This is a genomic window from Glutamicibacter sp. NPDC127525, from assembly GCF_042672105.1.
Taxonomy (GTDB): Bacteria; Actinomycetota; Actinomycetes; order Actinomycetales; family Micrococcaceae; genus Glutamicibacter.
Map to the genome: position 1 here is coordinate 699,279 of NZ_JBHXVN010000001.1, position 25,489 is coordinate 724,767.

Below are 25,489 nucleotides of genomic sequence, written 5' to 3' on the forward strand. Positions count from 1 at the left end.
GGTTACTTGATGATGGAGACGACTCGATGAGTTTCTGGAATGTGCTCTTCGCGCAAGCGCTTGCGGAAGACCCAGTAGCTCCAGGCCTGGTACGCCAGGACCATTGGCACGCCGAAGGCGGCCACGACGCTCATGAGCTTCAGGGTGTAGGCAGTGCTGGACGCGTTAGCCACGGTCAGGTCGAAGGCCGGGTCGATGGTCGATGGCAGCACTACCGGGTAAGCGGCGGTGAAGATCGCTGCGACCCCGGCGAGCAAGGTGGCGCCCAGGGCGATGAAGGAGAGTCCCTCGCGCCCAGCGCGGCCGCTGGCTATCGAAATGGCCAGGCAGACCGCTGCCAGGCCCAACACCGCCCAGGCGATGGTGGAATCGTTGTCCAGCAGCACCAGCAGGACCCACGCAACTAAGGGCAGGATTGCTAGCGGCAGCCAGCGGCCTACGAGCTTTCCTGCTTCATGGCGGACTTTTCCGTCGGTTTTCAACCGCAGGAATGCCAACGCATGGATCCAGCAGAACGCCACAACTGCTGCGCCGCCGAGGACGGCATGCCAGTTCAGCCACGCGAAGGCCCCTCCGATTCGGTCGCCGTTCTCGTTCAAAGGCAGACCCAAGGTGGTCAATGCCAGCATGGCACCGACACCGAAGGCGGCCACCAGCGATCCGATTCCCAAGGCCAGGTCCCAAGCTTTCCGGGTTGCTGCGGTGATCGCCTTGCCTCGGTACTCAATGGCAACGGCACGGAAAATCAACGCCAGCAGGACAAAGGTCAGCGGAATGTAGAGGGCCGAGAACAGCGAGGCGTACCAGTGCGGAAACGCTGCGAAGGTCGCACCGCCGGCGGTCAGCAGCCATACCTCATTGCCATCCCAGACCGGGCCGATGGTATTGAGCAAGAGCCGTTTGCGCTTCTCGGTGGAACGGCCGAGACCGATGAGCATGCCCACCCCGAGGTCAAAGCCTTCGAGGAAGAGATAGCCGCACCAGAGCAGCGCGATCACAATGAACCAAAGTGTTGGAAGCCAATCCATTGATGTTCTCCTTAGTCCGTGCCGCTAGTAGGCGAAGGCCAGTACGTCGTCGTCATCGTTGTCCGGGTCCGAGGGGCCGTCCGCTGGTGAATGATCTGACGGTTCAAGCTCCGGCATTGCCGATGCCACGCCGCCACGAATGTAGCGGCTGAGCAGCACCAGTTCCACGACCAGCAGCACACCGTAGATTGTCGTGAGCGCGATCAGCGAGAAGAGCAGTTCTCCTGCGCTCACTGTCGGAGAGACCGATGCTGCGGTGTACATGAACACCTGGTCCACGCCACCCATCTGCGGGTTGGGGACTACAGTGAATGGCTGCCGGCCCATTTCGGTGAAAATCCAGCCAGTGGCGTTTGCGCCGAAGGGTGCGGCAATGCCTAGCAGGGCAAGGCGCGAGAGCCATTTGTTTTCTGGGACGGTGCCCTTGCGAGTGATCCATAGCGCAACGCCAGCAGCCAATGCCGAGAGCCCGCCGAGGGTGATCATCAAGCGGAAGCCCCAGTAGGTCACTTCCATCACTGGCAAGTAGTTGATTTCCTGGCCTGCGTACTTGCCGAAGGATTCATCGTTCGGATAGTACTTGCCGTATTTTTCCTGGTATTCCGGAATCAGCGTGTTCACGCCCTTGATTTCGGTGGTGAAATCCCCATTGGCCAGATACGAGAGAATGCCCGGGATTTCGAAGACCGCTACGACGTTGTCGCAGTTGGTTGAACCCTTGGCGGTGATATCTCCCAAGGACAGCACCGAGAAGCCTGTTCCATCGTGGCAAGCTGCCTCCGCAGCAGCCATTTTCATCGGCTGCTGCTCGAACATGAGCTTTGCTTGTTCGTGCCCGCTCAGTGCCACACCGAGGAACGCGACCATTGCTACCGCGGCGCCGATGCGCAGGGACTTGATCCAGACTTGGTAGTCCACCTTGTCACGGCTTTTACCGCGGCTGGGATCTTCGCCCACGACAACATATCCGTTGGCATCCACCGAGTCGATGCCTTCTTTGCGTCGGCGGTAGAGATGGAACCATGAGATGCCCAGCAGGAAGCCGCCGGCAACGGCGAAGGCACCGAAAATAGTGTGCGGGAACGTCACTAGCGCCGTGTTGTTGGTGAACACCGCCCATGCGTCGGTCATCACGGCTCGGCCGTCAACTATTTTCGTTCCAACCGGGTGCTGCATCCATGAGTTCGCAACAAGGATGAAGTAGGCGGAAAAGATCGTTGCCAGGGATGCGCACCAGATGGTTGCCAGGTGCACGCGTTTGGGAAGCTTCTTCCAGCCGAAGATCCAGAGCCCCAGGAATGTAGATTCTACGAAAAAGGCCAGCAGTGCTTCCATGGCCAACGGCGCTCCGAATACGTCCCCTACATAGCGGCTGTATTCGCTCCAAGCCATGCCGAACTGGAACTCTTGGACAATGCCCGTGGCGATGCCCATGATGAAGTTGATCAGGAAAAGCTTGCCCCAGAATTTTGTCATTCGCAGCCAGTGCTCGTTGCCGGTGCGATGCCACATGGTTTGCAGCGTGGCCACGGTCAGGCCTAGTCCAATGGTCAGGGGCACCATCAGGAAGTGGTAGACCGTCGTAATGCCGAATTGCCAGCGGGCAATCTCTAGAGCATCCATGGATTCCTCAACTATCGTGGGATCGAAGTTCAATCACTTTTCTACGTTCCGTAGAAAAGTTCTCCAAGGCCACCATAGACGATTTCGACAGCGTGTAGAAATCGAGACGATGAGCAATTTCAGAAACTGGAAACTTCGCCAGTGCGCACGTGGGCGCAAATACTAAGCCTATTGACAGGGTTGTGTCTACGGTTCTTAAAAAACCCAAGTCAACAAGTTTCACCCGCGACATTCTCGCACCTCATTGCGAAACGGGTAAAGCATGTACTCACCCCTCTCTTTTACATGCCGTAGAAATATTGTGGAAAGATGGCTACAATTAAGAACCCAAGCAGTGTGCTTGCACTCCATGAGTCAAGCAACCGCGTCAAAACTAATGCAAGTGAGGTACGACCTAGTGGCCAGCCTTGGCGATCTGGAACGCTCCGTCATGGATCTTCTGTGGGATTCTGCAGAACCACTCACCGCGAATGACCTTCGTGATGATTTGGCGGCGCTTGGCACCGACGCGAAAGAACTCGCAGTCACTACGGTGCTGACTGTGCTAGCCCGTCTCGAAAAGAAGGGTTTGGTAGAGCGCGAGCGCACTACCCGCCCTCACCGGTACGCAGCTTCATCCTCCCGTGAGGATCACACCGTTGGACTGCTCAACGACGCCCTGGGCACCGCCCAGGACCGTGAAGCAGTCCTGGCACGATTCATCGGAGGCATCTCCCCCGACGAGGCAGCATCCCTGCGTGCTATCTTGGACTCAGTAAAGTCCGCATAATTTAGAAGAACTTCGGGGACTGAGTGCTTCTCACCTCATATTTCCTAGCGGCGTTGGCTATCGCATTGGCGTGGCCGACGCCGTTGGCTTTATCCAAGGCTAAATGGACCGCCCGCTCACCAGTGCAAGCGGTACTCCTTTGGCAAGCCATCGCATTAGGCGGTGGACTTTCCATGATCGGCTCGATGCTTGTTTGGGGCTTGGCCCCATTGGGCGATGACCTCATCTCCGCGCTTCATGGCGGCTGGCTCCTGATAATGGGAGATCCCAGTGTGCCCGACCCCGGCGAAGTGCACCTGTTCGCCTTGAGCGCAGCACTGCTCTTCGGATTTCACCTGGTATTAACCCTCATACGAGCGGCTTGGCGCATCTCTCGCCAACGAGCCAAGCACCGGCATCTGCTGCGCCTCTTGAGCAACCCGTCCCAGACGCGGCCAAATACCCTAGTGATTGATCACGACATGCCTGTTGCATATTGCGTGCCGGGGATTTCGCAATCGGTGACCGTGCTATCGCGCGGATTGCTCACCCAGCTCTCTGCCGAAGAGCAACAGGCGGTTATTGCCCATGAACGCTCCCATTTGGATCAACGGCATGATCTGCTGATCCTGGCATTCACGGCGTGGCACGAAGCGTTGCCTTGGCTACCGACTTCACGCCTTGCCCTCGACGCAGTGCGCCAACTGATAGAAATGCTCGCCGACGACAAAGCACTGGAAAAGGTCAATAGGCACACTTTGCTCAAAGCCATTGTCACTGTCGCCACCGCCGCAGCAATGGATGATTCGTCGTCAAAGAATCATTCGTCCAGTGCCGGCCTAGTTGGCATGCCAGATGGTGAAGTCTCCTCCCGCCGGCTGCAACGCTTGCTCTCCCCGCAGGATCCGCTGGGCCGCCCGCAGCGCGCACTAGTGCTCCTGAGCACCATCATGTTGCTGATCTGCCCGACAGTCCTGCTCATCGCACCGCGGTTGCTGGACTGGTAGCACTCTCTTGGCGCAAACAGCGAAGTCCCTGGACCCCGTTAGGGCCAGGGACTTCGCCGTTTGCATTGCTCTAGACGTCGATACGATCTCGTTCAAGATCGTCGGCGCCGTCGATAATGAACTTCTTGCGAGGCGCTACGTCGGAGCCCATCAGCAGATCAAAGACCTCCTCGGCTGCCTGCGCATGCTCGATGCCGACACGGCGCAGCATACGATGACGCAGGTCCATGGTGGTTTCAGCCAGCTGGTCCGCGTCCATTTCGCCTAGGCCCTTATAGCGCTGGATCGGCTCCTTGTAGCGTCGGCCTTCCTTCTCCAAGTTGGCCAGCAGCTTGGTCATTTCCGCCTCAGAGTAGGTGTAGATAACCTCATTCTGCTTCGACCCCGGATTGATCACCTCAATGCGGTGCAGCGGCGGAACCGCTGCATAGACGCGACCGTGCTCGATCATGGGACGCATGTAGCGATAGAACAACGTCAACAGCAATGTCCGAATGTGCGCACCGTCAACATCAGCATCAGTCATCAAGATGATCTTGCCGTATCGGGCTTGCTCAATGTCGAAGCTGCGCCCCGAACCGGCCCCAATCACCTGGATCATCGCTGCGCACTCCGCGTTCGAGAGCATGTCCGAAATCGAGGCTTTTTGCACGTTGAGGATCTTGCCTCGAATTGGCAGCAGCGCCTGGTACTCGCTGGAGCGCGCGAGACGGGCAGTGCCCAATGCGCTGTCGCCCTCGACGATGAACAGTTCAGACTTTCCAACTTCCTTGCTGCGGCAATCGAGCAGTTTGGTTGGCAGCGAAGAAGACTCCAAAGCGGTCTTGCGACGCTGGGTTTCCTTGTGCATACGTGCCGACACGCGAGATTTCATCTCGTTGACGACCTTCTCCAGCAGCGTGGACGCTTCAGCCTTCTCGTTGCGCTTATTGGATCCCAGTCGGTCGTTGAGTGCCTTCTCCAGCACCTTGGAAACAATCTGGCGCACCTGCGGTGTACCCAAAATTTCCTTGGTCTGCCCTTCGAACTGCGGCTCTGCCAGTCGGACGGTCAGCACGGCAGTCATGCCCGCCAGCACGTCGTCCTTCTCCAGCTTGTCCTTCTGGCCGAACTTGAGCTTCCGCGCATTGGCCTCCACATTCTTGCGGAAGGACTTGAGCATGGCCTGTTCGAAGCCGGCAGTATGCGTACCGCCCTTGGGGGTCGCAATGATATTCACGAAGCTGCGCAGCGAGGTTTCGTAGCCGATTCCCCAACGCACCGCGACGTCAACTTCGCAGACACGCTGCACATCTTCAATATGGCTGCGACCACTGCCATCGATGACCGGAACCTTTTCATGGAACGATCCGCTGCCATGGAAACGCCAGATGTCCGTGACCGGCGAGTCGCTGCTCAGATAGTCGACGAACTCGCTGATGCCGCCATCATGCTGGAACACTTCCTCATGGGGCCCGTCCGCACCCGGGGTATCCGGTAATCCACGTTCATCGCGCAGGGTGATGCGCAACCCAGGAACCAAGAAGGAGGTCTGGCGCGCTCGATCCTGCAAATCCTTATAGGAGAACTTCGCATCCGGGGTGAAGATATGGTTATCCGCCCAGTAGCGAATGCGCGTTCCAGTCACGCCCCGCTTGGCTTTGCCGATAACGCCCGGAGCCGTCGCCGTCTCATGAGCCTTGAAAGAAGCGTCCGCTTTCTTGCGGCCCTTATCGGTAAATTTGCCTGGCTCTCCACGACGGAACTGCAGGCCGTAGGTCTTGCCGCCGCGGTCAACTTCGACGTCCAAACGGGCCGACAAGGCGTTGACGACCGAGGCGCCCACGCCGTGCAGACCGCCCGAAGCACTGTAGGAGCCGCCACCGAACTTGCCGCCGGCGTGCAGCTTGGTGAAGACAACTTCCAAACCGCTCAAGCCTGTCTTGGGTTCAACATCGACAGGAATGCCGCGGCCGTCATCCTGGACTTCAACGGAGCCGTCAGAGTGCAAGATGACGTCAATTGCCTGGCCGAAACCGCCCAGCGCTTCGTCAACTGAGTTATCGATGATCTCCCAGAGGCAATGCATCAAGCCACGGGAGTCGGTGGAGCCGATGTACATGCCTGGGCGCTTACGAACCGCTTCCAGGCCTTCCAAGACCGAAAGGTGCCGGGCGCTGTAATTGTCGGATGAAGCCACTGAGCTGTTGTCTCCTACTTGCATGAGAAAGTACGTCTTATTCCATATTCTAATCGTTAATGTGTTCGAATACCCGCTATTTTCCGGTGCTGCCCAGCACGCCGGTCTCCTATGACCTTATCCACATGCGCTACGCGGTGAGCGAAAGAACAGGCAAATCGGGATAAAGTCGGAGCCCAAGCTGGTTGTATAGAGTAACCATCAACTTTAGGAGGCTGGCAATGACTACTACGACCGCTAGTCGTGAACTGAACGCCCTCGACCGGTGCGACCGCTGCGGCGCACAGGCCTACGTGCGAGCCGTGCTGGCTTCGACAGGCGGTGAGTTGCTCTTCTGCGCTCACCATGCTCGCGATGTAGAACCGAAACTGCGTCCGCAGACTTCGGTCTGGCAGGATGAGTCCTCGCGACTCTATGAAAAGCCCAAGGTGGACGCCAACGACTAAACTCGTTGCCAGCCACTAATTCGAGAAGGTGACCCAATTCTGGGTCACCTTCTTCTTGCATTAACGGCAAATAAAAAATGTGGCCAGCAGTTCAATGAATGAACTACTGGCCACATCCTCAGATTCTTAGTCTAGGTAATCGCGCAGTACCTGGGAACGCGATGGGTGACGAAGCTTGGACATCGTCTTGGACTCGATCTGGCGAATGCGTTCACGAGTCACACCGTAGACCTTGCCGATTTCATCCAAGGTCTTAGGCTGGCCATCGGTCAGGCCGAAGCGCATGGCCACCACGCCTGCTTCACGCTCTGAGAGCGTGTCGAGCACCGAGTGGAGCTGCTCCTGCAACAAGGTGAACGAAACTGCATCGGCTGGGACTACTGCTTCCGAGTCTTCAATGAGGTCACCGAATTCGGAGTCGCCGTCTTCACCCAATGGGGTGTGCAAGGAAATTGGTTCGCGACCATACTTCTGGACTTCGACAACCTTTTCAGGGGTCATGTCCAATTCCTTGGCCAGCTCTTCTGGGGTTGGTTCGCGGCCCAGGTCCTGGAGCATCTGGCGCTGGACACGTGCCAGCTTGTTGATGACTTCAACCATGTGCACTGGAATACGAATGGTACGTGCCTGGTCAGCCATGGCACGGGTAATTGCCTGGCGGATCCACCAGGTGGCGTAGGTCGAGAACTTGAAGCCCTTGGTGTAGTCGAATTTCTCCACTGCACGGATCAGGCCAAGGTTGCCTTCCTGGATCAGGTCCAGGAACAGCATGCCGCGGCCGGTGTAGCGCTTGGCCAGCGAAACTACGAGGCGAAGGTTGGCTTCCAGCAAGTGGTTCTTGGCGATCTTGCCGTCGTGGATGATCTGCTCATAGTCCCAGCGCAAGCGCTGGTCCATCGAGCCGTCGTCCTTTTCCAACTTGTCAGTTGCGAACAGGCCCGCTTCGATGCGCAGAGCCAAGTCAACTTCCTGCTCAGCGTTCAGCAGCGCGACCTTGCCGATCTGCTTCAGGTAATCCTTGACTGGGTCAGCGGTCGCTCCAGCGACCATGACCTGCTGCTGTGGAGCATCATCGTCACCGGTTGAAAGGGTGAAGCCCTTCGAATCATCGTCAGACTTCGAGTCCTTCGAATCGGTGCCTTGCTCAACATCGTCATCGGCGTCAGCCGACGCTCCGGTTGATTCGTCTTGCGCTGCAGTTTCAGCAGCGACCTTTTTAGTCCGAGGCTTGGCCTTGGTAGCGCGCTTCTTCGCTGCAGGGGCGGCTGCCTCGACCTCGGCCGCTTCAACCTCGGCCTCAGTTGCTTTGCGATTAGCGTTCGTCTCAGAAGATGACACGAATAACCTTTCTAACGATGCGTTCCGGATGCACCTGCCGGTAACACCACTATGACCCTGTCAAGTCCGATGGCGTTTAATCATTGACTAAACACCGAGGGCTGGCACATTGATATCAACGCATCAAGCCCGCCTAATGTTCCCGAAATCCGGAGATTTCAAGACATAGGCAATTCGAACCTAACCGGGTCTGTTGTCCCATTATCCATGAATTGCCACCAGGACACCACTTGAGACACTCCGGTTGTTGCTGCTCAGCTGAAACTAGCACGCCATGCCCGCAATTGGTCGGTCGCCCATTCTGGCATGATTCCATGGGACATCAGCTTTTGCAGCAGCCTGGCCAGCTCGTAATTCGGGTTTTCCTCGACCGCTCGCCCCAACAGGCACAACGCCATGGTTCCCCTGCCTCGCGCCCACTCGATCCACGCAAGAATGCACAGCAGGGCCTGCCGCGCGTTGCCTTCAGCAACGCCGAGCAGGTCTCTGGCGACCAGCCACAACCGGTCAATCCGCTGCCAGTCCGGAGCATGCCAACCACGTCCCAGCAAATAGTTGGTCAACGGCGCGGCGGCAGCTTCGCGATCCCCGCGCATCACGCCGAACAGCACATCCAGTGATGCTTCGAGTCCTTGACCAGCCAGGTACGGAAGAAGGTCACGCACGATTTTCACTTCCAAGGAACCCAGTAGCAATGCGGCGTGCTCATGCTCATCGTGAATCCAGGCCCGGGCTTCCGGCTCAGCCAGATCCATGGTCTGCAGCCACGCTTCCAAGCAGTTGACGACGTTGTGCTGCTGATTCGAGATGATCTTCAGGATCTCAGCAGCCTGCGGCCATTGCGGGATTCCGCTACCGTCCCATGGAATGTCCAACGGAGCCGACCCGGCGAAGGCCAACGACAAATGCGTTTCGTTCGTTTCCACCGGGCGCACGGGGGTCGGCTCTGCGTAATCATCGGTCGCGTAGTTCCAGACCACACGATCCTGCCGGCACCAGCTGTGACGCAGCAAGACCTTTTTGCTTGTCAGCCCCTGCTCTAGCTGCGCGACCAGATCCGCGTAGGGAATACCGGAGCCGTCCGACGTTCCTTCGGGCGCATAGACCACCAGAACCACCCCTTGGATATGGGGCATTCGTTCTAGCAGGCTCAGCAGCTGCGCGGTCCACGTCCCGCGCTCCGCCGCGGTGTTTTCCTCGGGCAGATCAACTCGCAAGGTCGCTTCCAGATGGTCCTCGTCTATCAGCATCAGCACGGCCGAATTCTGAGGATAGAAACCTAGGGCATGGGGCACATACGCCAAGATGTCCTCGCAACTGGACAGCGAGAGAGGGTGGCGTTCCGGTGTAGTTGTCATGGCTCCACGGTGCAACGCTGCGCTAGGCGCATGAGGTCAGAGGCTGCGAGCTGTGGAGAACCTTTCGGATCGCCCCGGTGCGGGCTTACTGCTCGGCGAGGAAGCGGCGCGCCTTGCGGCGTTCAACGACCATGAACACCATACCGAGCAATGCCATGGCGAACTGGACTGACAGGGCCACGCGGAAGGCCTGAAGATTGTAGAGCTCGCCCACCGAGCCGTTGGCCTTATACAGCATGTCCATGATGAATCCGATGACGTAGATCGTGACAAAGGCACCTATGAACCCGCCGGTGTTCACCAGGCCGGTGGCCGTTCCCAGCACCTGCGGCGGGTTGAACGTTCGGGCGAAGTCGAAGCCGATTACGGAGGCCGGGCCACCGGCGGCAATGGCGATCATCAATAGCACCAGAATCCATAGCGGGGCCTGCCCTGGCCAGAATAGGACGACTGCCCACATCACCAGGATTGAGCCGACAATGCCCAGGGCAAAGTTGGAACGCTGGCTGGCATGGCGCGAGGTCAGGGCGCCGAGGATCGGTCCCACCACGATGGAAACGACAACGAACACCGCCATCAAGCCCGATGCCAGCGCACCGTCTATGCCTTGGCCTTCGACAAGGAAAGGATAGCCCCAGGTCATCATGAAGGTGTTGATCATGAATGCCGTGGAGAAGTGGGTCCAGAACCCCAAACGGGTTCCTGGCTGTTTCCAGGCCCGGGCGATCCGCGAGCCGGTCTCCTGCTCCCCCTGGCCGGACCCTTCCCAGGTCCTGCCATTGCGCACGAAAGCGATCGTGGTGATGAAGGTGGCAAAAGCGAAACCGGACATGACCGAGAACGCCGCGGACCAGCCGACGCCCAGCAAGATCATATGGAAAGGAAAGAGGCTGATGAGCTGGCCGAGCTGGCCGAAGGTACCGGTGAGCTGGGTCAGCACCGGGATTCGCGAGCCGGAGAACCATAGGGGCAACAGCTTGAGCACCGATACGAAGACCATCGCATCGCCCATGCCAACCATGACGCGCCCGGCCAACCCCATGGGGACGTTGACTGAAATCGCAAGAAACGCTTGACCTGCGGCCATCAGCAGGGCGCCGCAGGTAATCAGGATGCGCGGACCGAATTTATCCAGCAGCAGCCCTACGGGCACCTGCGCGCCGGCATAGACAACCAGCTGCACGACGGAGAAGGTCGCCAAAATCTGCGCGCTGGCATCAAATCGTTCGGTGGCTTGGATGCCAGCGACGCCGAAGCTGGTGCGCTGCGAAATTGCAGAAATGTAGGCAAGAATTGCGAAGCCGAAGACAACCCACGACTTGGGTGAATTCAGATGGGCCTGGCTCACTGGTCGTGATCACCTGGCAACGGTTCGATGTGACCGTTTTTCAACCAATCTTCAGTGTTCTCAATGGCCGCAAGGAAATGCTCGGCGCTGGCGCCCAATTCCTCGGCATCCGCCATCTGCTCGTCTTCATCCAGCAACAGCGAGCGCGGTTCATGCTCTTTGGCATGCGCATCGAACCGTTCTTCGAATCCGTCGACCATTTGGCGAACATCGCTATTGGTTTCAAGCTGTTCGGCTAGCTGCTGGTCGACCAGTCGACCTGCCTCACGCAGCTTGTCCGTTGGCAAAGCCAGCTTCAGTGCCGCTCCTACGTATTCCAGCGTCGCAACGGCAACGGCCGGGTACTCGGATTCGGCGAGGTAGTGCGGGGTGTGCAGGGAGTATCCCACGACATCACGGCCAGCTTCGCTCAGGCGAATTTCGAGCAGCGAGGCCAGACCTGCTGGCGATTCCACCGTAGGGCTCCACGTCGAGATGTTCTCGATCAGATCCTTGCGGTTTCCATGTGCGGTAACGCCTACCGGGCGGGTATGCGGCACCGGCATCGGCAACGATGCGGTCCCCACAACCAGCGATACGTTGAAGGCTTCAATGAAGGAATGCAGTTCCGCGATCACGCGTTCCCACTTCAAGTCGGGTTCTACACCGGTGAGGAACCAGAACTTGCGGTCCATCTCATCGGTCATCAGGTAGATCTCCATGCGTGGAGCCTGGTATCCAGCGAAGTGGTCACCCAGGAAAGAGACCCGCGGGCGCTGGGAGGTGTAGGCGATCAGCTCATCGGCGTCGAAAGTGGCGAAGAGCTCCGAGTCGAGGCGTCCGAAAAGCTCGTTGGAGACCTGCGAATGGTTATGCCCGGCATCGCTGATGCTCTTCAGCGAGACGAACATGCCAAGACCTTGAAGGCGCGAGTCATCCAAGTCGTCTGCGACCAGCGTCATCAACGATTCCTTGGACATTTTCTCCTCATTCAGGGTCGGCATCCGGCAAAGCGGGAGCGGCAACCATCGGCTGGGACTGCACTTCAAGTACAGATCAATGGTCCATCTTATCGCTACTTGGCTTTCGCTCGCTGTGAAGTAACGCACGATGACGCGGAACCTCGGATAACCTTGGGGTAGGAGACGCACAGCCCGCCGGCATGACCTGTTCCGGAAAACCACAGGGGCTGTCGCGACCTTAGACCCTACAAAGGCATAGAAGGAATGATTTTGTGATCAACTCCAGTGATCTCACTTTGAGCGCCATTGGCGCCGACATCAAGCGCAAGAGCGCTGACACCCTCATCCTGGGTGTACTCAAGAACGGCGAAAAGGTGTCCATCGCGGCATCCCCATTCACCGCCGAAACCACCACTTCCCTGGAGCATTCGCTTTCAGCTTTGGGCGTTGCCGGGAAGGCCGACGAAATCACCGCGCTGCCAGGCGTAGACGGTGCCAAGACCAAGACCTTGCAGTTCATCGGCCTGGGCGTTGACGAGCTAGCTGATCTAACCGAGGAGAAGCTGCGCCGGGCCGCCGGTTCGGCTGCCCGCCAGCTGAGCAACGCCAAGAGCGCCATTTTCGCCCTGCCTGCTGACAGCGTGGAGCGCGTGGCCGCCATCGCAGAAGGCATCGCGCTGGGCAGCTACCGCTACGAGAACCACCGTTCGAAGAAGAGCGAGAAGCCGGTACTGGCCGAAGCCCAGATCGTCACCTCGGTAGCGACATCCAAGGACCTGCCAGCAGTACTCAAGCGCGCTGCCATCCTGGGCCGCGCAGTACGCGGCACCCGCGATCTGATCAACGCCCCAGCCAACGTGCTGTACCCGGAGTCCTTCGCCGCAGCAGTGAAGGACCACTCCAAGTCCCTGCCGCTGAAGGTCACCATTTTCGACGAGAAGCGCCTTGCCAAGGACGGCTTCGGCGGCCTGATCGGTGTTGGCGGCGGTTCGGTTCGCCAGCCGCGCATGGTCAAGATCGAATACGCGCCGTCGAAGGCCGCCAAGCACATCGCCTTGATCGGCAAGGGCATTACCTTCGACACCGGTGGCACCTCGCTGAAGCCTGCTGCCGGCATGCACGCCATGAAGTCCGACATGTCCGGTGCCGCCGCGGTTTTCCAGACCGTTGCCGCAGTCGCCGAGCTTGGCCTGAATGTCAAGGTCACTGCCTGGCTGTGCCTGGCAGAAAACATGCCTGGCGGCGCCTCGACCCGTCCGGGCGATGTGCTGACCATGTTCGGCGGCAAGACCGTTGAAGTGCTCAATACCGACGCCGAAGGCCGCTTGGTCATGGCCGATGGCCTGGCAGCTGCCAGCTTGGAGAAGCCGGATGTCATGATCGACATCGCTACGCTGACCGGCGCCCAGATGCTGGCCCTGGGCCTGCGCACCGCAGGTGTCATGGGCGACAAGCAGGTCGCCAGCGACTTGGTTGCCGTCTCGGACAAGGTGGGCGAATTGGCTTGGGCCATGCCGCTTCCGGAGGAGCTGCGCCCGTCCATCGAGTCGCAGGTTGCCGATCTGGCGAACATCGGTGAGCGCATGGGCGGCATGATGACTGCCGCCGTGTTCCTCGAAGAGTTTGTCGGTGAAGTGGACGGCAAGAAGATCCCTTGGGCCCACATCGACTTCGCTGGTCCTGCGTTCAACGAAGGCAGCGCCTGGGGCTACACTCCGAAGAACGGCACCGGCTCCCAGGTACGCACCCTGGTTGCCTACGCAGAGCAGCTCGCTGCAGCAAACTAGCCGCAGCAACGCAGGACTAATGGCAGTTCCTGTGTCCTGGAACTCATCCCGGTATCGCCAGAACTATCTGCACGATGCCGGGATGAGTTTAAAAATAAGAGACATACCTGACTTTTAATGCCCCGAAGGTGACTGCAACCATTGGACGGTACTAAGGTAAGTTTTGAAACATCACCGTGGATTAATGGTGCGCGCCCGCATGTGTCACGCTCCAGGAAGTCCACACCCGATCCCCTGGTCGGCCTAAGCCGGCCTCACTAAGCGAATACGAGGGAGCGTTCACGTGGCCGATTCGGCAGCAACGCAAGAATTTGATGTCCTCATCCTCGGCGGCGGATCCGCTGGATACTCGGCAGCATTGCGCGCCATCCAGCTGGGCTACACCGTTGGATTGATCGAGAAGGAAAAGCTGGGCGGCACCTGCCTGCACACCGGCTGCATCCCAACCAAGGCTTACCTGCACGCAGCAGAGCTGGCCGAGAACGCTCGCGAGGGTGCCAAGTTCGGCATCAACTCCTCGCTGGAGTCGATCGACCTGGCTGGCGTGCGCAAGTACAAGGAAGACATTGTTGCTGGAAAGCACAAGGGTCTCCAGGGCTTGCTGAAGATGAAGAAGGTCAACGTTATCACCGGTAACGGCCGACTGGTCTCCCAGGATTCCATCGATGTTGATGGCACCGTCTACAAGGGCAAGTACATCATCCTGGCTACCGGCTCCACCTCCAAGACCATGGGTCTGGAAATCGGCGGCCGCGTACTGACCAGCACCGAAGCACTGAACATGGAAGACCTGCCAAAGAGCGCCATCGTGCTCGGCGGCGGCGTCATCGGTGTCGAGTTCGCTTCCGTATGGAAGTCTTTCGGCGTCGACGTCACCATCGTCGAGGGCCTGCCTTCGCTGGTTCCGAACGAGGACCCAGCCATCATCAAGAACCTGGAGCGCGCTTTCAAGAAGCGCGGCATCAAGTTCAACACCGGCGTCTTCTTCGAGAAGGTCGAGCAGGATGCTAACGGTGCCAAGGTCTCCCTGGCTGACGGCAAGGTCCTGGAAGCAGAGATCGTTCTGGTTGCAGTGGGTCGCGGTCCGGTAACCGAGGGCCTCGGCTTCGAAGAGCAGGGCATCACCATTGACCGCGGCTTCGTGATCACCGATGAGCGCCTGCACACCGGCGTTGGCAACATCTACGCAATCGGCGACATCGTTCCAGGCGTACAGCTTGCACACCGCGGTTACCAGCATGGCCGCTTCGTAGCCGAGGAAATCCACGGCATGAAGCCAACCATCGTCGAGGACATCAACATCCCGAAGGTGACTTTCTGCGAGCCAGAGATCGCTTCCGTGGGCTACTCCGAGCCGAAGGCCAAGGAGAAGTTCGGTGCCGACCAGATTGAAACCACCGAGTACAACTTGGCTGGCAATGGCAAGTCCTCGATCCTGGGCACCAGCGGCATCATCAAGATGGTTCGCGTCAAGAACGGCCCAATCGTTGGCGTTCACGGCATCGGCGGCCGCATTGGCGAGCAGATCGGTGAAGCCCAGCTGATCGTGAACTGGGAAGCTTACCCAGAGGACGTATCGCAGCTGATCCACGCACACCCAACCCAGAACGAGTCCCTGGGCGAAGCCGCAATGGCTTTGGCCGGCGCCCCGCTGCACGGTTAATCACGCTTTGGTCATACAGGCAGCGCGTTAGTTCAACGCGCTGCCTGTATGCACTAGGCTCGGAGGCAACGCCTCCCACCACTTTTCAAGCTTTATAAAACAAGGAGATACGGGACGATGTCTGAAACCGTAAACCTACCCGCACTGGGTGAAAGCGTTACCGAAGGTACGGTAACCCGCTGGCTGAAGCAGGTCGGCGACCGTGTAGAGGTAGACGAGCCGTTGGTGGAAGTTTCCACCGACAAGGTTGACACTGAAGTTCCTTCGCCGGTTGCCGGCATCATCGAGGAAATCTTCGTAGCCGAAGACGAGGACGCTGAAGTTGGCGCCCCACTGGTTCGCATTGGCGATGGCTCCGGCGCTGGCGAAGCTGCACCAGCAGCTCCGGCCGCTGAAGAAGCACCTGCCGAACCAGCCGCTGAAGAAGCACCAGCAGCACCTGCAGCCGAAGAAGCTCCAGCAGCTGCACCAGCCGCCGGCGCTGCTTCAGGCACCGAAGTGACCCTTCCAGCTCTGGGCGAGTCGGTTACCGAAGGTACCGTCACCCGCTGGCTGAAGGAAGTTGGCGAGGAAGTCTCCGTCGACGAGCCACTGCTTGAGGTTTCCACCGACAAGGTTGACACCGAAGTTCCTTCCCCCGTTGCAGGTACCCTGCTGGAAATTCGCGTTCCAGAAGATGAGACCGCTGAAGTTGGCGCTGTTCTGGCTGTTATCGGTGCAGCTGGCGCTGCTCCAGCTGCCGCCCCAGCCAAGGAAGAAGCACCAGCTGCTGCTCCGGCTCCTGCAAAGGAAGAGGCTCCGGCCGCTCCGGCTCCCGCTAAGGAAGAGGCACCTGCCGCTCCGGCCGCTCCCGCTCCTGCAAAGGAAGAGGCACCGGCTGCTGAGGCAACCAATGAGTCCGGCTACGTCACCCCACTGGTCCGCCGCTTGGCTAACCAGCACAGCATCGACATTGCTTCGGTGAAGGGTACCGGCGTTGGCGGTCGCATCCGCAAGCAGGATGTCTTGGACGCTGTTGCCGCCCAGGCAGCTGCTGCACCAGCTGCCGCCCCTGCTGCCGCCCCTGCTCCTGCCGCCGCGAAGCCAGCTGCTCCTGCAGTTGAGGTTTCCTCGCTGCGCGGCACCGAGGAGAAGGCTCCACGTATCCGCCAGGTCATCGCTCGCCGCATGCGCGAATCCCTGGACGTATCGACTCAGCTGACCCAGGTCCACGAGATCGATATGACCCGCATCGTGAAGCTGCGTGCTTCGGCAAAGGCCAACTTCAAGGCCACCAACGGCGTGAACCTCACTTACTTGCCATTCATCGCCAAGGCTGTTGCCGAGGGCCTGAAGGCACACCCTAAGTTGAACGCCGAGTACAACGAAGAGACCCAGAAGATCACCTACCACAATGCCGAGCACTTGGCATTCGCAGTCGACACCGACAAGGGCCTGCTGGTTCCTGTTGTATCGAACGCTGGCGATCTGAACCTGGCTGGCATGGCTTCGCGTATCGCTGATGTTGCTGCACGCACCCGCAGCAACAAGATCGGTCCGGATGAGCTCTCCGGTGGCACCTTCTCGATCACCAACATCGGTTCGGTTGGCGCACTGTTCGACACCCCGATCATCAACCAGCCACAGGTAGCCATCCTGGGCACCGGTGCGATCGTGAAGCGTCCAATGGTCGTTACCGACGCAGAGGGCAACGATTCGATTGCCATCCGCCACATGATGTACCTGTGCCTGACCTACGATCACCGTCTGGTAGACGGTGCCGATGCAGGCCGCTTCCTGCAGACCGTCAAGGCTCGCCTTGAAGGCGGCGCTTTCGAAGGCGAACTGGGACTGTAAAGATCCAGCTTTCGCTTTCGCAGCCTAGGTAGATAATCGCCCCTGTCGTTCATTCGACAGGGGCGATTCTGCGTTTTCTACGATCAGTCGAAAATAGATTAGGCTAGTATCATGACTATTCTTCTTTCAATCCTGATTTTCGTGCATATCTTGGGTGCAGCAGCTATCTTCGGCGGCTGGCTTGCTAATTTCAAGACTCCAACCGTCTCCGTATGGCAGTGGTATGGCGCTATCGTTCAGGTCGTTACGGGTCTGGCCATGGTCGGTATTCTCGAGGCTGGCGACGGTTCGCCAAACCACATGAAGATTGGAATCAAGTCGCTGATTGCAATCATTATCTTGGTGGCAGCGTTCCTTGGCCGGAAGAAGATGAAGAACGGCGAGGAAGTTCCTACGGGGATCGCTCACGCCGTGGGTGGCATGGCCTTGATCAACATCGCCATCGCGGTACTCTGGAACTAATCAGCATTAGCATTGACGGCGGGAGCCGCAACCATCAGCTTGGAGCAAGCTGATGGTTGCACCTCCCGCCGTTTCGCTTTTAACGGCGCAATACCTTGCCAATTTTCCAGCGCTCGTCTTCCAGCACTAGTTCCACTTCGATGCGTTGCGGCTGCGCGGCCTGGACGGCGTGAACCGTGGCTCCGCGGGCATCCACGTAGCGGTATTCCTCTTGGGTAGAAGTGGCAGCAAGAATGACAGAGTCCCCCTGCCCACGCGCCGATACCGTGACGTCCGTGAGTCTCGTGCGCAATCCCGCAAATTCCAAACCCAATTTCCGAAGCTGATCGATTGTTTCGAGATCTCGTTGCAGCTGCTCCGCTCCTGAAGTGTAGAGCCCCTTGAGCTTCTCCCCCGCCAGCTGCCCCATCGCTTCATCGCGCTCTCTTGAAAGCGCGAGGAATGCAGAGATCACGGTGTCCCGATTCAAGGCACAAGCTGGAACGTGCGCCCCGTCTTCAATTCTGCAGCTTTGCTCTGCTGACGGTACTGCCGTAGCCGCAGTCGTTTCGGTGGCCACAGCCGCACGGAAATGATTGACGCCCACGAGGCTCCCGATAATAACCAACGAGCTCAGTGCTGCGGCACCGGCCAATTTCACGGCCCCGGGGGTCCGGCGCAATCGATGGCTATGCCAGGAGTCATCGCGGCTGGGGCTTCGCTGCCTGCTTGCGGTATCGGCCTGGCGCTTGAAGCGCTTGTGCGCAGCATTCTGTTCCGCGGATGGATGGATGGTCTCCATCAGATGAGTAGCTTCTGGAGCTACATGCCCTTCCCAGCTGATGGGCTCTGCCGGACAGCTTGCGAACAACGTTCGAGCAAACTGATCTGCGGTCGGTCGTGCTTGCGGATCTGGATTCAGCGAATCGATCAACAGTTCATGAATGATCGAAGGGATTCCGGGGAACATCACGCTTGCCGGTGGACGCATCAGTTCCTCTTCGGGAATCCGTCCGGATAGGAGAAACCACAAGCAGGCGCCCAGCGAAAACACGTCCTGCTCTCCAACTTGGCTTTCCCGTACCCCGGCCTGCATTTCAGGGGCCATGAATCCTGGCGTACCGGAGCCGGTAAGCGCCTGCCGTGCTGAAGCTGATTCCTGGAAGTCAATGATCTTCGGCATTCCCTTGGCAGTGAGCAAGATATTGGCCGGCGATAAGTCTCCATGGCGTTGGCCCTGCGCATGCATCACCGAAAGCGTCTGGGCGATGGGTGCCAGCGCGGTCACGCACTCCCCCAGGCCAAAGGCGCTTCGACTTGCCACAAGATCAGCCACGCTGCCACCGGGGCAATATTCCATAACCAGCCCCTCGCCCAATTGTGTCGACAGGGTTCCGTAGAAATCAACGACATATTTCCTTGACTGCGTTACCTGCTCTTGGCGAAGCGAAGTGATGTTTTCCATAGTCAGGCTAAGTTTTAGCGTGAGGTACAACTGGTCGCTTTCCCTCCGGATCAGCCAAACTTTACACGGTGACTTGGAACTTAGCGGCCTTACCGTGACATGCCCGGGGCTTGTCGGCCACGCTAGAACATTCGTAGAATCATCCATGACTCCGTTGTAACCCAGAATCGTAAATTGCAAGCTGGATATCCACAGATGGGTTCGACGGCTCTGAATTAGCGACCGATCGTTCAAGAGCGTAGGCTAGCCGTCATGGCGATCGAATTCGAACGAGTCGGACTAGGCTCAAAATTTGTGCCCTACATGGAAGCTTGGGATTACCAAATCCAACTGCATGATGCGGTAGCCGCGGACACGCAAACCCCAAAAGTCCTGTTCCTGGAGCACGAAGCGGTTTACACCGCAGGCAAGCGAACTGAACCTGAAGATCTCCCGATGGACGGGACCCCCGTGGTGGATGTGGACCGCGGTGGAAAGTTGACCTGGCATGGCCCGGGACAGCTCATTGGCTACCCCATCGTCAAGCTACGCAAGATCAGCGCAATCCGACTTTACGTGGAGACCTTGGAAGAAGCCCTGATTAACGTGGTCAGCGAGCTAGGCATTCCGACGGCCCAGATCAAGGGCCGCTCCGGGGTCTGGGTACCGGGCAAAAATGGCGCTCAGGACCGCAAAATCGCAGCCATTGGAATCCGCATCAACCACGGTGTCACCATGCACGGTTTCGCATTGAACTGCTCGAACGCGCTTTCCGCCTACGAACAGATCATCCCCTGCGGCATCTCCGATGCAGGTGTCACCACCATTTCCGAAGAACTCGGCCGTACCGTCACCCCCGAAGACGTCGTTGACCGCGTACAAACCGAAATAGAGCGTCTGCTCACCCCTCAAGTCATCTAGACAGTCACGCCCTCACCAAAGAAAGAGCTGTTTAATGAGCGTCGAACCAGAAGGCCGCCGTATGCTGCGCGTAGAAAAGCGCAACGCTGCCGTACCTGTGGAGCGTAAGCCAGAATGGATCAAGGCCAAGTTGAGCATTGGCCCTGAATACGTTGGCCTGAAAAATCTCGTACAGAGCGAAGGCTTGCATACGGTCTGCGAAGAAGCAGGCTGCCCGAACATCTTCGAGTGCTGGGAAGACCGCGAGGCTTCCTTCCTGATCGGCGGTTCAGAGTGCACCCGCCGTTGCGACTTCTGCCAGATCGCCACCGGCAAGCCCTTGGCAATTGACCGCTCAGAGCCATTCAAGGTCGCCATGAGCGTGAAGAAGATGGATCTGCGCTACGCCACCGTAACCGGCGTCGCCCGTGATGACCTCGAAGACGAGGGCACCTGGCTGTATGCCGAGACTGTGCGGCAGATCCACAAGATGAATCCAAGCACCGGCGTAGAGCTGCTGATCCCCGATTTCAGCGGCAAGCCGGAGAACCTGGATACCATCTGCGATTCGGAGCCAGAAGTCTACGCCCACAACGTAGAGACTGTGCCTCGCCTGTTCAAGCGCATCCGCCCGGCTTTCCGTTACGAGCGTTCCATGGATGTGATCACCCATGGCCGCAAGCGTGGCTTGATCACCAAGTCCAACCTGATTCTGGGTATGGGCGAAACTCGAGAAGAAATTTCCGAGGCCATGCGTGATCTCCATGAGGCAGGCTGCGATCTGCTGACTTTGACCCAGTACCTGCGCCCAACCGACCTGCATCTGCCAGTCGACCGCTGGGTCACCCCGCAGGAGTTCCTGGAGCTTCAGCAAGAAGCCGAAGAACTCGGCTTTGCCGGAGTCATGGCGGGGCCACTGGTCCGTTCTTCCTACCGCGCTGGCCGCCTGTGGGCCGGCGCCATGCGCAAGAAGGGCCGCGAAATCCCAGAGGCATTGGCACATATCGAGTCCTCGGGCAACACGCGCCAGGAAGCAGCTTCGCTGATCAAGTAGCTCGGTCCAGTGGACCCCACGGCTAAGGCCCCGGAACTCCTGATGGAATCCATCGAGGGTTCCGGGGCTTTCCCACTGCCCGTCCATGGGCAATTCAGCTGAAAATGCCGTGTTCGATCCGGCTCGGCTTAGAACTATCAACTTCATCGCGTAGAATTAAGGCACTATGGCCAAAAACTCCGACAACGACGCAGCCGCGCCTAAGCGTGGCTTGTTTTCGCGTAAACCAAAAGCTGAGAAGAAGAACAAAGAACCGGGCCGCCTGAAGCAAATTGGCCAGGTCTTCCAGATGACTCGCCGCAATGACCCGATGGTCGTGTGGTGGATGGCATTGGCAGCCTTGGCCGTCATTGCTGTCTGCTTGGTCATCGGCTTCTTGATCAAAAACTGGATCACGATGTTGATCATCGCAATCCCGCTGGCGCTCCTTGCTGCAATGTTCGTGATGTCCCGCCGCGCAGAGAAAGCTGCGTTCTCGCAGCTTGAGGGCCGCCCCGGCGCTGCCGGCGCCGCCATGAGTGTGCTGCGTCGCGGCTGGATCCTGAAGCAGGAACCAGTTGCCTACAACCGCCACCAGGATCTGGTGTTCCTCGGTATCGGTCGCCCGGGCATCGTCCTGGTCACTGAGGGACCAAAGAGCCGGGTTCGTGAGCTTGCCTCTTCCGAGCGCAAGCGCATCGCCCGCGTTCTGCCGAACGTTCCCGTGCACATCATCAACGCTGGTTCCGAAGAAGGCCAGACTCCGTTGGCTGAAGTCGGCAAGGCAATGAAGAAGCTTCCAAAGTCGATTACGAAGCTGGAAGTCAGCGCAATCGACAAGCGCTTGAGCACGTTGACCGCGAATCGTCTGCCTATCCCCAAGGGCGTAGACCCGAACCGCGTCCGTCCAAACCGCCGCGCTACGCGCGGACGCTAAAGACAACTACTAAAGAAGCCGCAACTGGAATTTCTAGTTGCGGCTTCTTTCTTGCTGTCCGGATCTATTGCTAGGAGATATTCACCAGGATGGTCTTGGGCAAACGATCATGCAGTCCACGCTGGTCCTTGTCGGTGACGAAGGCCGGAATAGCCAGGCAAAGCAGCAAGGAACGAATCAGGCCTTGGAACGGCTTGATTGCGGTTCCATCCAGCGACTGCACCTGCATTCCAAAGGTACGGTGCCCGATCGTGTGCCCGGTGAACCCGACACCGATGATCTGCCCGGCGCAGAACAGGCTCAATGTTGCCAGATCGTGGCTGTCAAACAGCCACCAGCTCAGCAGCATCGAGAGCCCCCAGTCCAAGAGCAGTGCACCGACCCGTCGCGGGAATCTGGCAATGGAGCCGGGGCCCTTCTCGGGGCGCCCCATATCCTGCCCGGGCCATTGTTGCGTATTATGCTGCGGCGGCCCTTCAAGCCACGAGCTGAAGTCTTTTCTTTCCACCAATACAGTCTATCCAGCGATTCTGTGCGCCAGTTAGAACGCGATAACCAGGTAGCAAGTATCCAAGTCAGATTGTTACAGCAGGCAATCAGCGCAGATCAGCGCGATACGACACGCCCGGATTCACCGCTTGTAACAGGTTGGAAACAATAGAGACACCATTCAGAAATGGATTATAGGTAAGCTTGATACGTAAGCAAGAGGACCAGCCGGATCATTCCGGCTACCGGTTCCGTTTACCAAACCTTATATCTCACCAGGGAGTCACCTGCACATGTTTACCAGTCCAGAAGAAGTCTTGGCATATATTGCCGAAGAGGACATCAAGTTCGTCGATATCCGTTTCACCGACCTACCAGGTGTACAGCAGCACTTCAACGTGCCTGCCAAGTCCGTGGATGCCGACTTCTTCGTCAACGGCCAGCTCTTCGATGGTTCTTCCATCCGCGGCTTCGCCGGCATCTCTGATTCCGACATGCAGCTGATCCCGGACGTCACCACCGGCTTCATCGATCCCTTCCGCCTGGAAAAGACCCTGGCCTTCAACTTCTCGATCATCAACCCACGCACCGGTGAGCCGTACCACCGCGACCCACGTGGCGTTGCGGAACGTGCCGAGGCATACCTGGAATCGACCGGTATCGCTGACACCGCGTTCTTCGCCCCAGAAGCAGAATTCTTCATCTTCGAAGACGTTCGCTACGAATCCAAGCCACAGGGCGCGTTCTACTCGATCGATTCCGACGAGGCACCTTGGAACACCGGCCGCAAGGAAGAAGGCGGCAACCAGGGTTACAAGACCCCGTACAAGGGCGGCTACTTCCCAGTTGCACCGACTGACAAGCAGGCTGACCTGCGCGACGCGATCTGCGTCGAACTGGACAAGGCTGGCCTTGAGGTTGAACGCAGCCACCACGAGGTGGGCGCTGCCGGCCAGGCAGAAATCAACTACAAGTTCAACACCATGGTTCACTCCGCTGATGAACTGATGCTCTTCAAGTACATCGTGAAGAACGTCGCTGACGCGTGGGGCAAGTCCGCAACCTTCATGCCAAAGCCAGTCTTCGGCGACAACGGCTCGGGCATGCACGTGCACCAGTCGCTGTGGGCCAACGGCGAACCGCTGTTCTACGACGAAAAGGGCTACGCTGGCCTGTCCGATACCGCACGCTGGTACATCGGCGGCCTGCTGAAGCACGCAGACGCCGTGCTCGCGTTCACCAACCCAACCGTGAACTCCTACCGCCGCCTGGTCAAGGGCTACGAAGCTCCAGTGAACATGGTTTACTCGCAGGGCAACCGCTCTGCCGGTATCCGTATCCCGATCACCGGTTCGAACCCTAAGGCGAAGCGCATCGAGTTCCGCGCTCCGGATGCTTCCTCGAACCCATACCTGGCGTTCGCAGCCCAGCTGATGGCTGGCCTGGACGGCATCAAGAACCGCATTGAACCTGCAGAGCCAATCGACAAGGACCTCTACGAGCTTCCTGCCGAAGAGGCCAAGGAAATCCAGCGCGCACCTGAAAGCCTCGAAGAGGCGCTCAAGGCCCTGGAAGCTGATCACGAGTTCCTGCTCGAAGGCGGCGTCTTCACCGAGGACCTGATCCAGACTTGGGTCGAGTACAAGCGTGAAAACGAAATCAAGCCATTGAGCCTGCGCCCGAACCCATACGAGTTCGAGCTCTACTACGGTTGCTAATCAGCTGACGGGGCATCGCCCCGTGTAGTTTGCAGAGGAGTCTGCACAAAGCGCAAGAACTTATGTTCTGGCACTTGTGCGGACTCCTCTGTTTAAGCATCAGTGCGGGCCCGCACATGGGCGGCCATCGCGCTCAGGGCAAGTGCCGCCCCGATAACAAGTACTAGTATTCCTGCTTGTCGCTCTTTGCTTCCCAAAGCTCAAATGCCCTGAGCGCACCGGAATCTTCAACCTTGGTAAACGGAATTTTCCGCTCGCTCATGGGAAGCTCAAGCTCCTTGTAAATGAAATCATCATCGAAGCCGATCTTCGCGGCTTCGTCGCGCGTATTCGCGTAGTAGACATGCTCGAAGCGGGACCAATAGATGGCACCCAGGCACATGGGACATGGCTCGCAGCTGGTGTAGAGCTCGCATTGCGACAGATCGAAGGTTCCCAGTGCTTGTCCCGCTGCGCGGATGGCATTGATTTCGGCGTGCGCCGTTGGATCCTGGCTACCCACCACCGAGTTGTAGCCAGCGGAAACGACTTTTCCGTCAAGGACTACCACTGCGCCAAATGGTCCGCTGTCATTGGATTCCAGGGCCAGCAAGGACTGATCAATGGCAGCCTGCAGCATCTTTGGGTCCAGCATTTTCGAAGCTCCCCTGCACTCATTATTCGCGTAGAGATTACAATCCCCACCCTAGTCCCCCGCGTCCTGTTCCGGCGGGAAGTGCAGGAAATTGCCGGTTGCGGACTAAGGTTTCAGCGCACGAAGGTAACGCTGACGTGTCACCCACTGCGCCAGGAGCAGCGCCTTGAAGACTCGACGCCAAGCAGGCACATCAGAAGGTGCCGTGACCGACCTGATCAGCAGGAAAACTTGCTCGTCCGTGCGTTCAAGAATGAAAGCTTCCACACCCTGAACCGGATGCCCCGGCAGCGTCCGGTAGGAAAACCCTACCCAATCACTTTCCGCAACGACGTCAACGACCTCCACAGGTTCATGGATGCGCAACGGTCCGACACCGATGGTGATCAAGGGTTGCTGGCCCACGGCGACCGGCAACTGCGGCTGAAGCCTGAACCCGCTGCGTGTCTTGACTTCCCAACGGAGCAAGGCAGCGCACGCAACGTTCCACAGGGCTACTCCCCTACCTAGCAGCACGCGGCGTTGCCACGGCCTGGATGAAGCAGCCAGCGGGCTCCAGGTACGTTCCAGCAGCGTTTCAACGGCCACCGC

The 25,489-nt window shown here is 58.5% G+C and carries 22 protein-coding genes; 11 read left to right on the forward strand and 11 right to left on the reverse strand.

Features of this window, described 5'->3' with window-relative positions:
* Window positions 1-2: 2 nt before the first annotated feature.
* Window positions 3-1,028 carry a cytochrome d ubiquinol oxidase subunit II gene (cydB, locus tag ACFVHU_RS03255; RefSeq protein WP_105656764.1) on the reverse strand — a complete coding sequence of 342 codons (1,026 nt, stop codon included), beginning with the start codon at window positions 1,026-1,028 and terminating at the stop codon, window positions 3-5.
* A gap of 24 nt (window positions 1,029-1,052) precedes the next feature.
* Window positions 1,053-2,651 carry a cytochrome ubiquinol oxidase subunit I gene (locus ACFVHU_RS03260; protein ID WP_105656765.1) on the reverse strand — a complete coding sequence of 533 codons (1,599 nt, stop codon included), beginning with the start codon at window positions 2,649-2,651 and terminating at the stop codon, window positions 1,053-1,055.
* 397 nt (window positions 2,652-3,048) lie between these two features.
* On the opposite strand from ACFVHU_RS03260, the gene ACFVHU_RS03265 reads away from it, so the two are divergent.
* On the forward strand, window positions 3,049-3,420 hold the full coding sequence (locus ACFVHU_RS03265) for a BlaI/MecI/CopY family transcriptional regulator (RefSeq protein WP_066144398.1): 372 nt from the start codon (window positions 3,049-3,051) through the stop codon (window positions 3,418-3,420).
* Between the two features lie 23 nt (window positions 3,421-3,443).
* Complete coding sequence (locus tag ACFVHU_RS03270; protein ID WP_105656766.1) at window positions 3,444-4,406, forward strand: M56 family metallopeptidase; 963 nt, start codon at window positions 3,444-3,446, stop codon at window positions 4,404-4,406.
* Between the two features lie 70 nt (window positions 4,407-4,476).
* On the opposite strand, the gene ACFVHU_RS03275 is transcribed toward ACFVHU_RS03270, so the two are convergent.
* Window positions 4,477-6,585 carry a type IIA DNA topoisomerase subunit B gene (locus ACFVHU_RS03275; RefSeq protein WP_105656859.1) on the reverse strand — a complete coding sequence of 703 codons (2,109 nt, stop codon included), beginning with the start codon at window positions 6,583-6,585 and terminating at the stop codon, window positions 4,477-4,479.
* Window positions 6,586-6,806: 221 nt separating this feature from the next.
* Between ACFVHU_RS03275 and ACFVHU_RS03280 the strand changes: the two genes are divergently transcribed.
* Complete coding sequence (locus ACFVHU_RS03280; protein WP_105656767.1) at window positions 6,807-7,031, forward strand: hypothetical protein; 225 nt, start codon at window positions 6,807-6,809, stop codon at window positions 7,029-7,031.
* A gap of 126 nt (window positions 7,032-7,157) precedes the next feature.
* On the opposite strand, the gene ACFVHU_RS03285 is transcribed toward ACFVHU_RS03280, so the two are convergent.
* The 4 genes from ACFVHU_RS03285 to ACFVHU_RS03300 all read right to left on the reverse strand — a co-directional run bounded on the left by ACFVHU_RS03285 (window position 7,158) and on the right by ACFVHU_RS03300 (window position 12,034).
* Complete coding sequence (locus ACFVHU_RS03285) at window positions 7,158-8,369, reverse strand: RNA polymerase sigma factor (protein WP_332485997.1); 1,212 nt, start codon at window positions 8,367-8,369, stop codon at window positions 7,158-7,160.
* Between the two features lie 254 nt (window positions 8,370-8,623).
* Window positions 8,624-9,727: a DUF4192 family protein gene (locus ACFVHU_RS03290; protein ID WP_388022434.1), complete on the reverse strand. Its 1,104-nt coding sequence runs from the start codon at window positions 9,725-9,727 to the stop codon at window positions 8,624-8,626.
* An 85-nt stretch (window positions 9,728-9,812) separates the two neighbouring features.
* The gene (locus tag ACFVHU_RS03295; protein WP_105656770.1) at window positions 9,813-11,075 is read right to left on the reverse strand and encodes a nitrate/nitrite transporter; all 1,263 of its coding nucleotides are present in this window, start codon (window positions 11,073-11,075) and stop codon (window positions 9,813-9,815) included.
* Window positions 11,072-12,034: a PAC2 family protein gene (locus ACFVHU_RS03300; protein ID WP_332485992.1), complete on the reverse strand. Its 963-nt coding sequence runs from the start codon at window positions 12,032-12,034 to the stop codon at window positions 11,072-11,074. The genes ACFVHU_RS03295 and ACFVHU_RS03300 overlap by 4 nt, the downstream gene beginning before the upstream one ends.
* Window positions 12,035-12,288: 254 nt before the next feature.
* On the opposite strand from ACFVHU_RS03300, the gene ACFVHU_RS03305 reads away from it, so the two are divergent.
* The 4 genes from ACFVHU_RS03305 (at window position 12,289) to ACFVHU_RS03320 (ending at window position 17,764) form a co-directional block, all read left to right on the forward strand.
* Complete coding sequence (locus tag ACFVHU_RS03305; protein WP_105661473.1) at window positions 12,289-13,803, forward strand: leucyl aminopeptidase; 1,515 nt, start codon at window positions 12,289-12,291, stop codon at window positions 13,801-13,803.
* A gap of 283 nt (window positions 13,804-14,086) precedes the next feature.
* Window positions 14,087-15,466, forward strand: a complete 1,380-nt coding sequence (lpdA, locus tag ACFVHU_RS03310; protein ID WP_105656773.1) for a dihydrolipoyl dehydrogenase — start codon at window positions 14,087-14,089, stop codon at window positions 15,464-15,466.
* A 117-nt stretch (window positions 15,467-15,583) separates the two neighbouring features.
* Window positions 15,584-17,302, forward strand: a complete 1,719-nt coding sequence (sucB, locus tag ACFVHU_RS03315) for a 2-oxoglutarate dehydrogenase, E2 component, dihydrolipoamide succinyltransferase (protein ID WP_388022440.1) — start codon at window positions 15,584-15,586, stop codon at window positions 17,300-17,302.
* A gap of 111 nt (window positions 17,303-17,413) precedes the next feature.
* Window positions 17,414-17,764: a hypothetical protein gene (locus ACFVHU_RS03320; protein WP_105656775.1), complete on the forward strand. Its 351-nt coding sequence runs from the start codon at window positions 17,414-17,416 to the stop codon at window positions 17,762-17,764.
* A gap of 79 nt (window positions 17,765-17,843) precedes the next feature.
* Here ACFVHU_RS03320 and ACFVHU_RS03325 read toward each other — a convergent pair whose 3' ends face one another.
* A complete protein-coding gene (locus ACFVHU_RS03325) occupies window positions 17,844-19,442 on the reverse strand; it encodes a serine/threonine-protein kinase (RefSeq protein WP_388022442.1) in 1,599 nt (532 codons plus the stop codon).
* On the opposite strand from ACFVHU_RS03325, the gene lipB reads away from it, so the two are divergent.
* The 3 genes from lipB to ACFVHU_RS03340 all read left to right on the forward strand — a co-directional run bounded on the left by lipB (window position 19,434) and on the right by ACFVHU_RS03340 (window position 22,057).
* Window positions 19,434-20,108 carry a lipoyl(octanoyl) transferase LipB gene (lipB, locus tag ACFVHU_RS03330; protein WP_388022965.1) on the forward strand — a complete coding sequence of 225 codons (675 nt, stop codon included), beginning with the start codon at window positions 19,434-19,436 and terminating at the stop codon, window positions 20,106-20,108. The genes ACFVHU_RS03325 and lipB overlap by 9 nt on opposite strands.
* Window positions 20,109-20,142: 34 nt before the next feature.
* Window positions 20,143-21,141 carry a lipoyl synthase gene (lipA, locus tag ACFVHU_RS03335; protein WP_105656778.1) on the forward strand — a complete coding sequence of 333 codons (999 nt, stop codon included), beginning with the start codon at window positions 20,143-20,145 and terminating at the stop codon, window positions 21,139-21,141.
* 166 nt (window positions 21,142-21,307) lie between these two features.
* On the forward strand, window positions 21,308-22,057 hold the full coding sequence (locus ACFVHU_RS03340; protein WP_105656779.1) for a DUF4191 domain-containing protein: 750 nt from the start codon (window positions 21,308-21,310) through the stop codon (window positions 22,055-22,057).
* 70 nt (window positions 22,058-22,127) lie between these two features.
* Here the strand turns inward: ACFVHU_RS03340 and ACFVHU_RS03345 are convergent, their stop codons facing one another.
* Window positions 22,128-22,565: an RDD family protein gene (locus ACFVHU_RS03345; protein WP_105656860.1), complete on the reverse strand. Its 438-nt coding sequence runs from the start codon at window positions 22,563-22,565 to the stop codon at window positions 22,128-22,130.
* 274 nt (window positions 22,566-22,839) lie between these two features.
* On the opposite strand from ACFVHU_RS03345, the gene glnA reads away from it, so the two are divergent.
* Window positions 22,840-24,264: a type I glutamate--ammonia ligase gene (gene glnA / locus ACFVHU_RS03350; protein WP_105656780.1), complete on the forward strand. Its 1,425-nt coding sequence runs from the start codon at window positions 22,840-22,842 to the stop codon at window positions 24,262-24,264.
* 163 nt (window positions 24,265-24,427) lie between these two features.
* On the opposite strand, the gene ACFVHU_RS03355 is transcribed toward glnA, so the two are convergent.
* Both ACFVHU_RS03355 and ACFVHU_RS03360 read right to left on the reverse strand, forming a co-directional pair.
* The gene (locus ACFVHU_RS03355; protein WP_105656781.1) at window positions 24,428-24,898 is read right to left on the reverse strand and encodes a nucleoside deaminase; all 471 of its coding nucleotides are present in this window, start codon (window positions 24,896-24,898) and stop codon (window positions 24,428-24,430) included.
* Between the two features lie 105 nt (window positions 24,899-25,003).
* Entirely contained in the window at window positions 25,004-25,486 is a 483-nt protein-coding gene (locus ACFVHU_RS03360) for a DUF1990 family protein (RefSeq protein ID WP_388022446.1), read from the reverse strand.
* Between the last annotated feature and the right edge of the window lie 3 nt (window positions 25,487-25,489).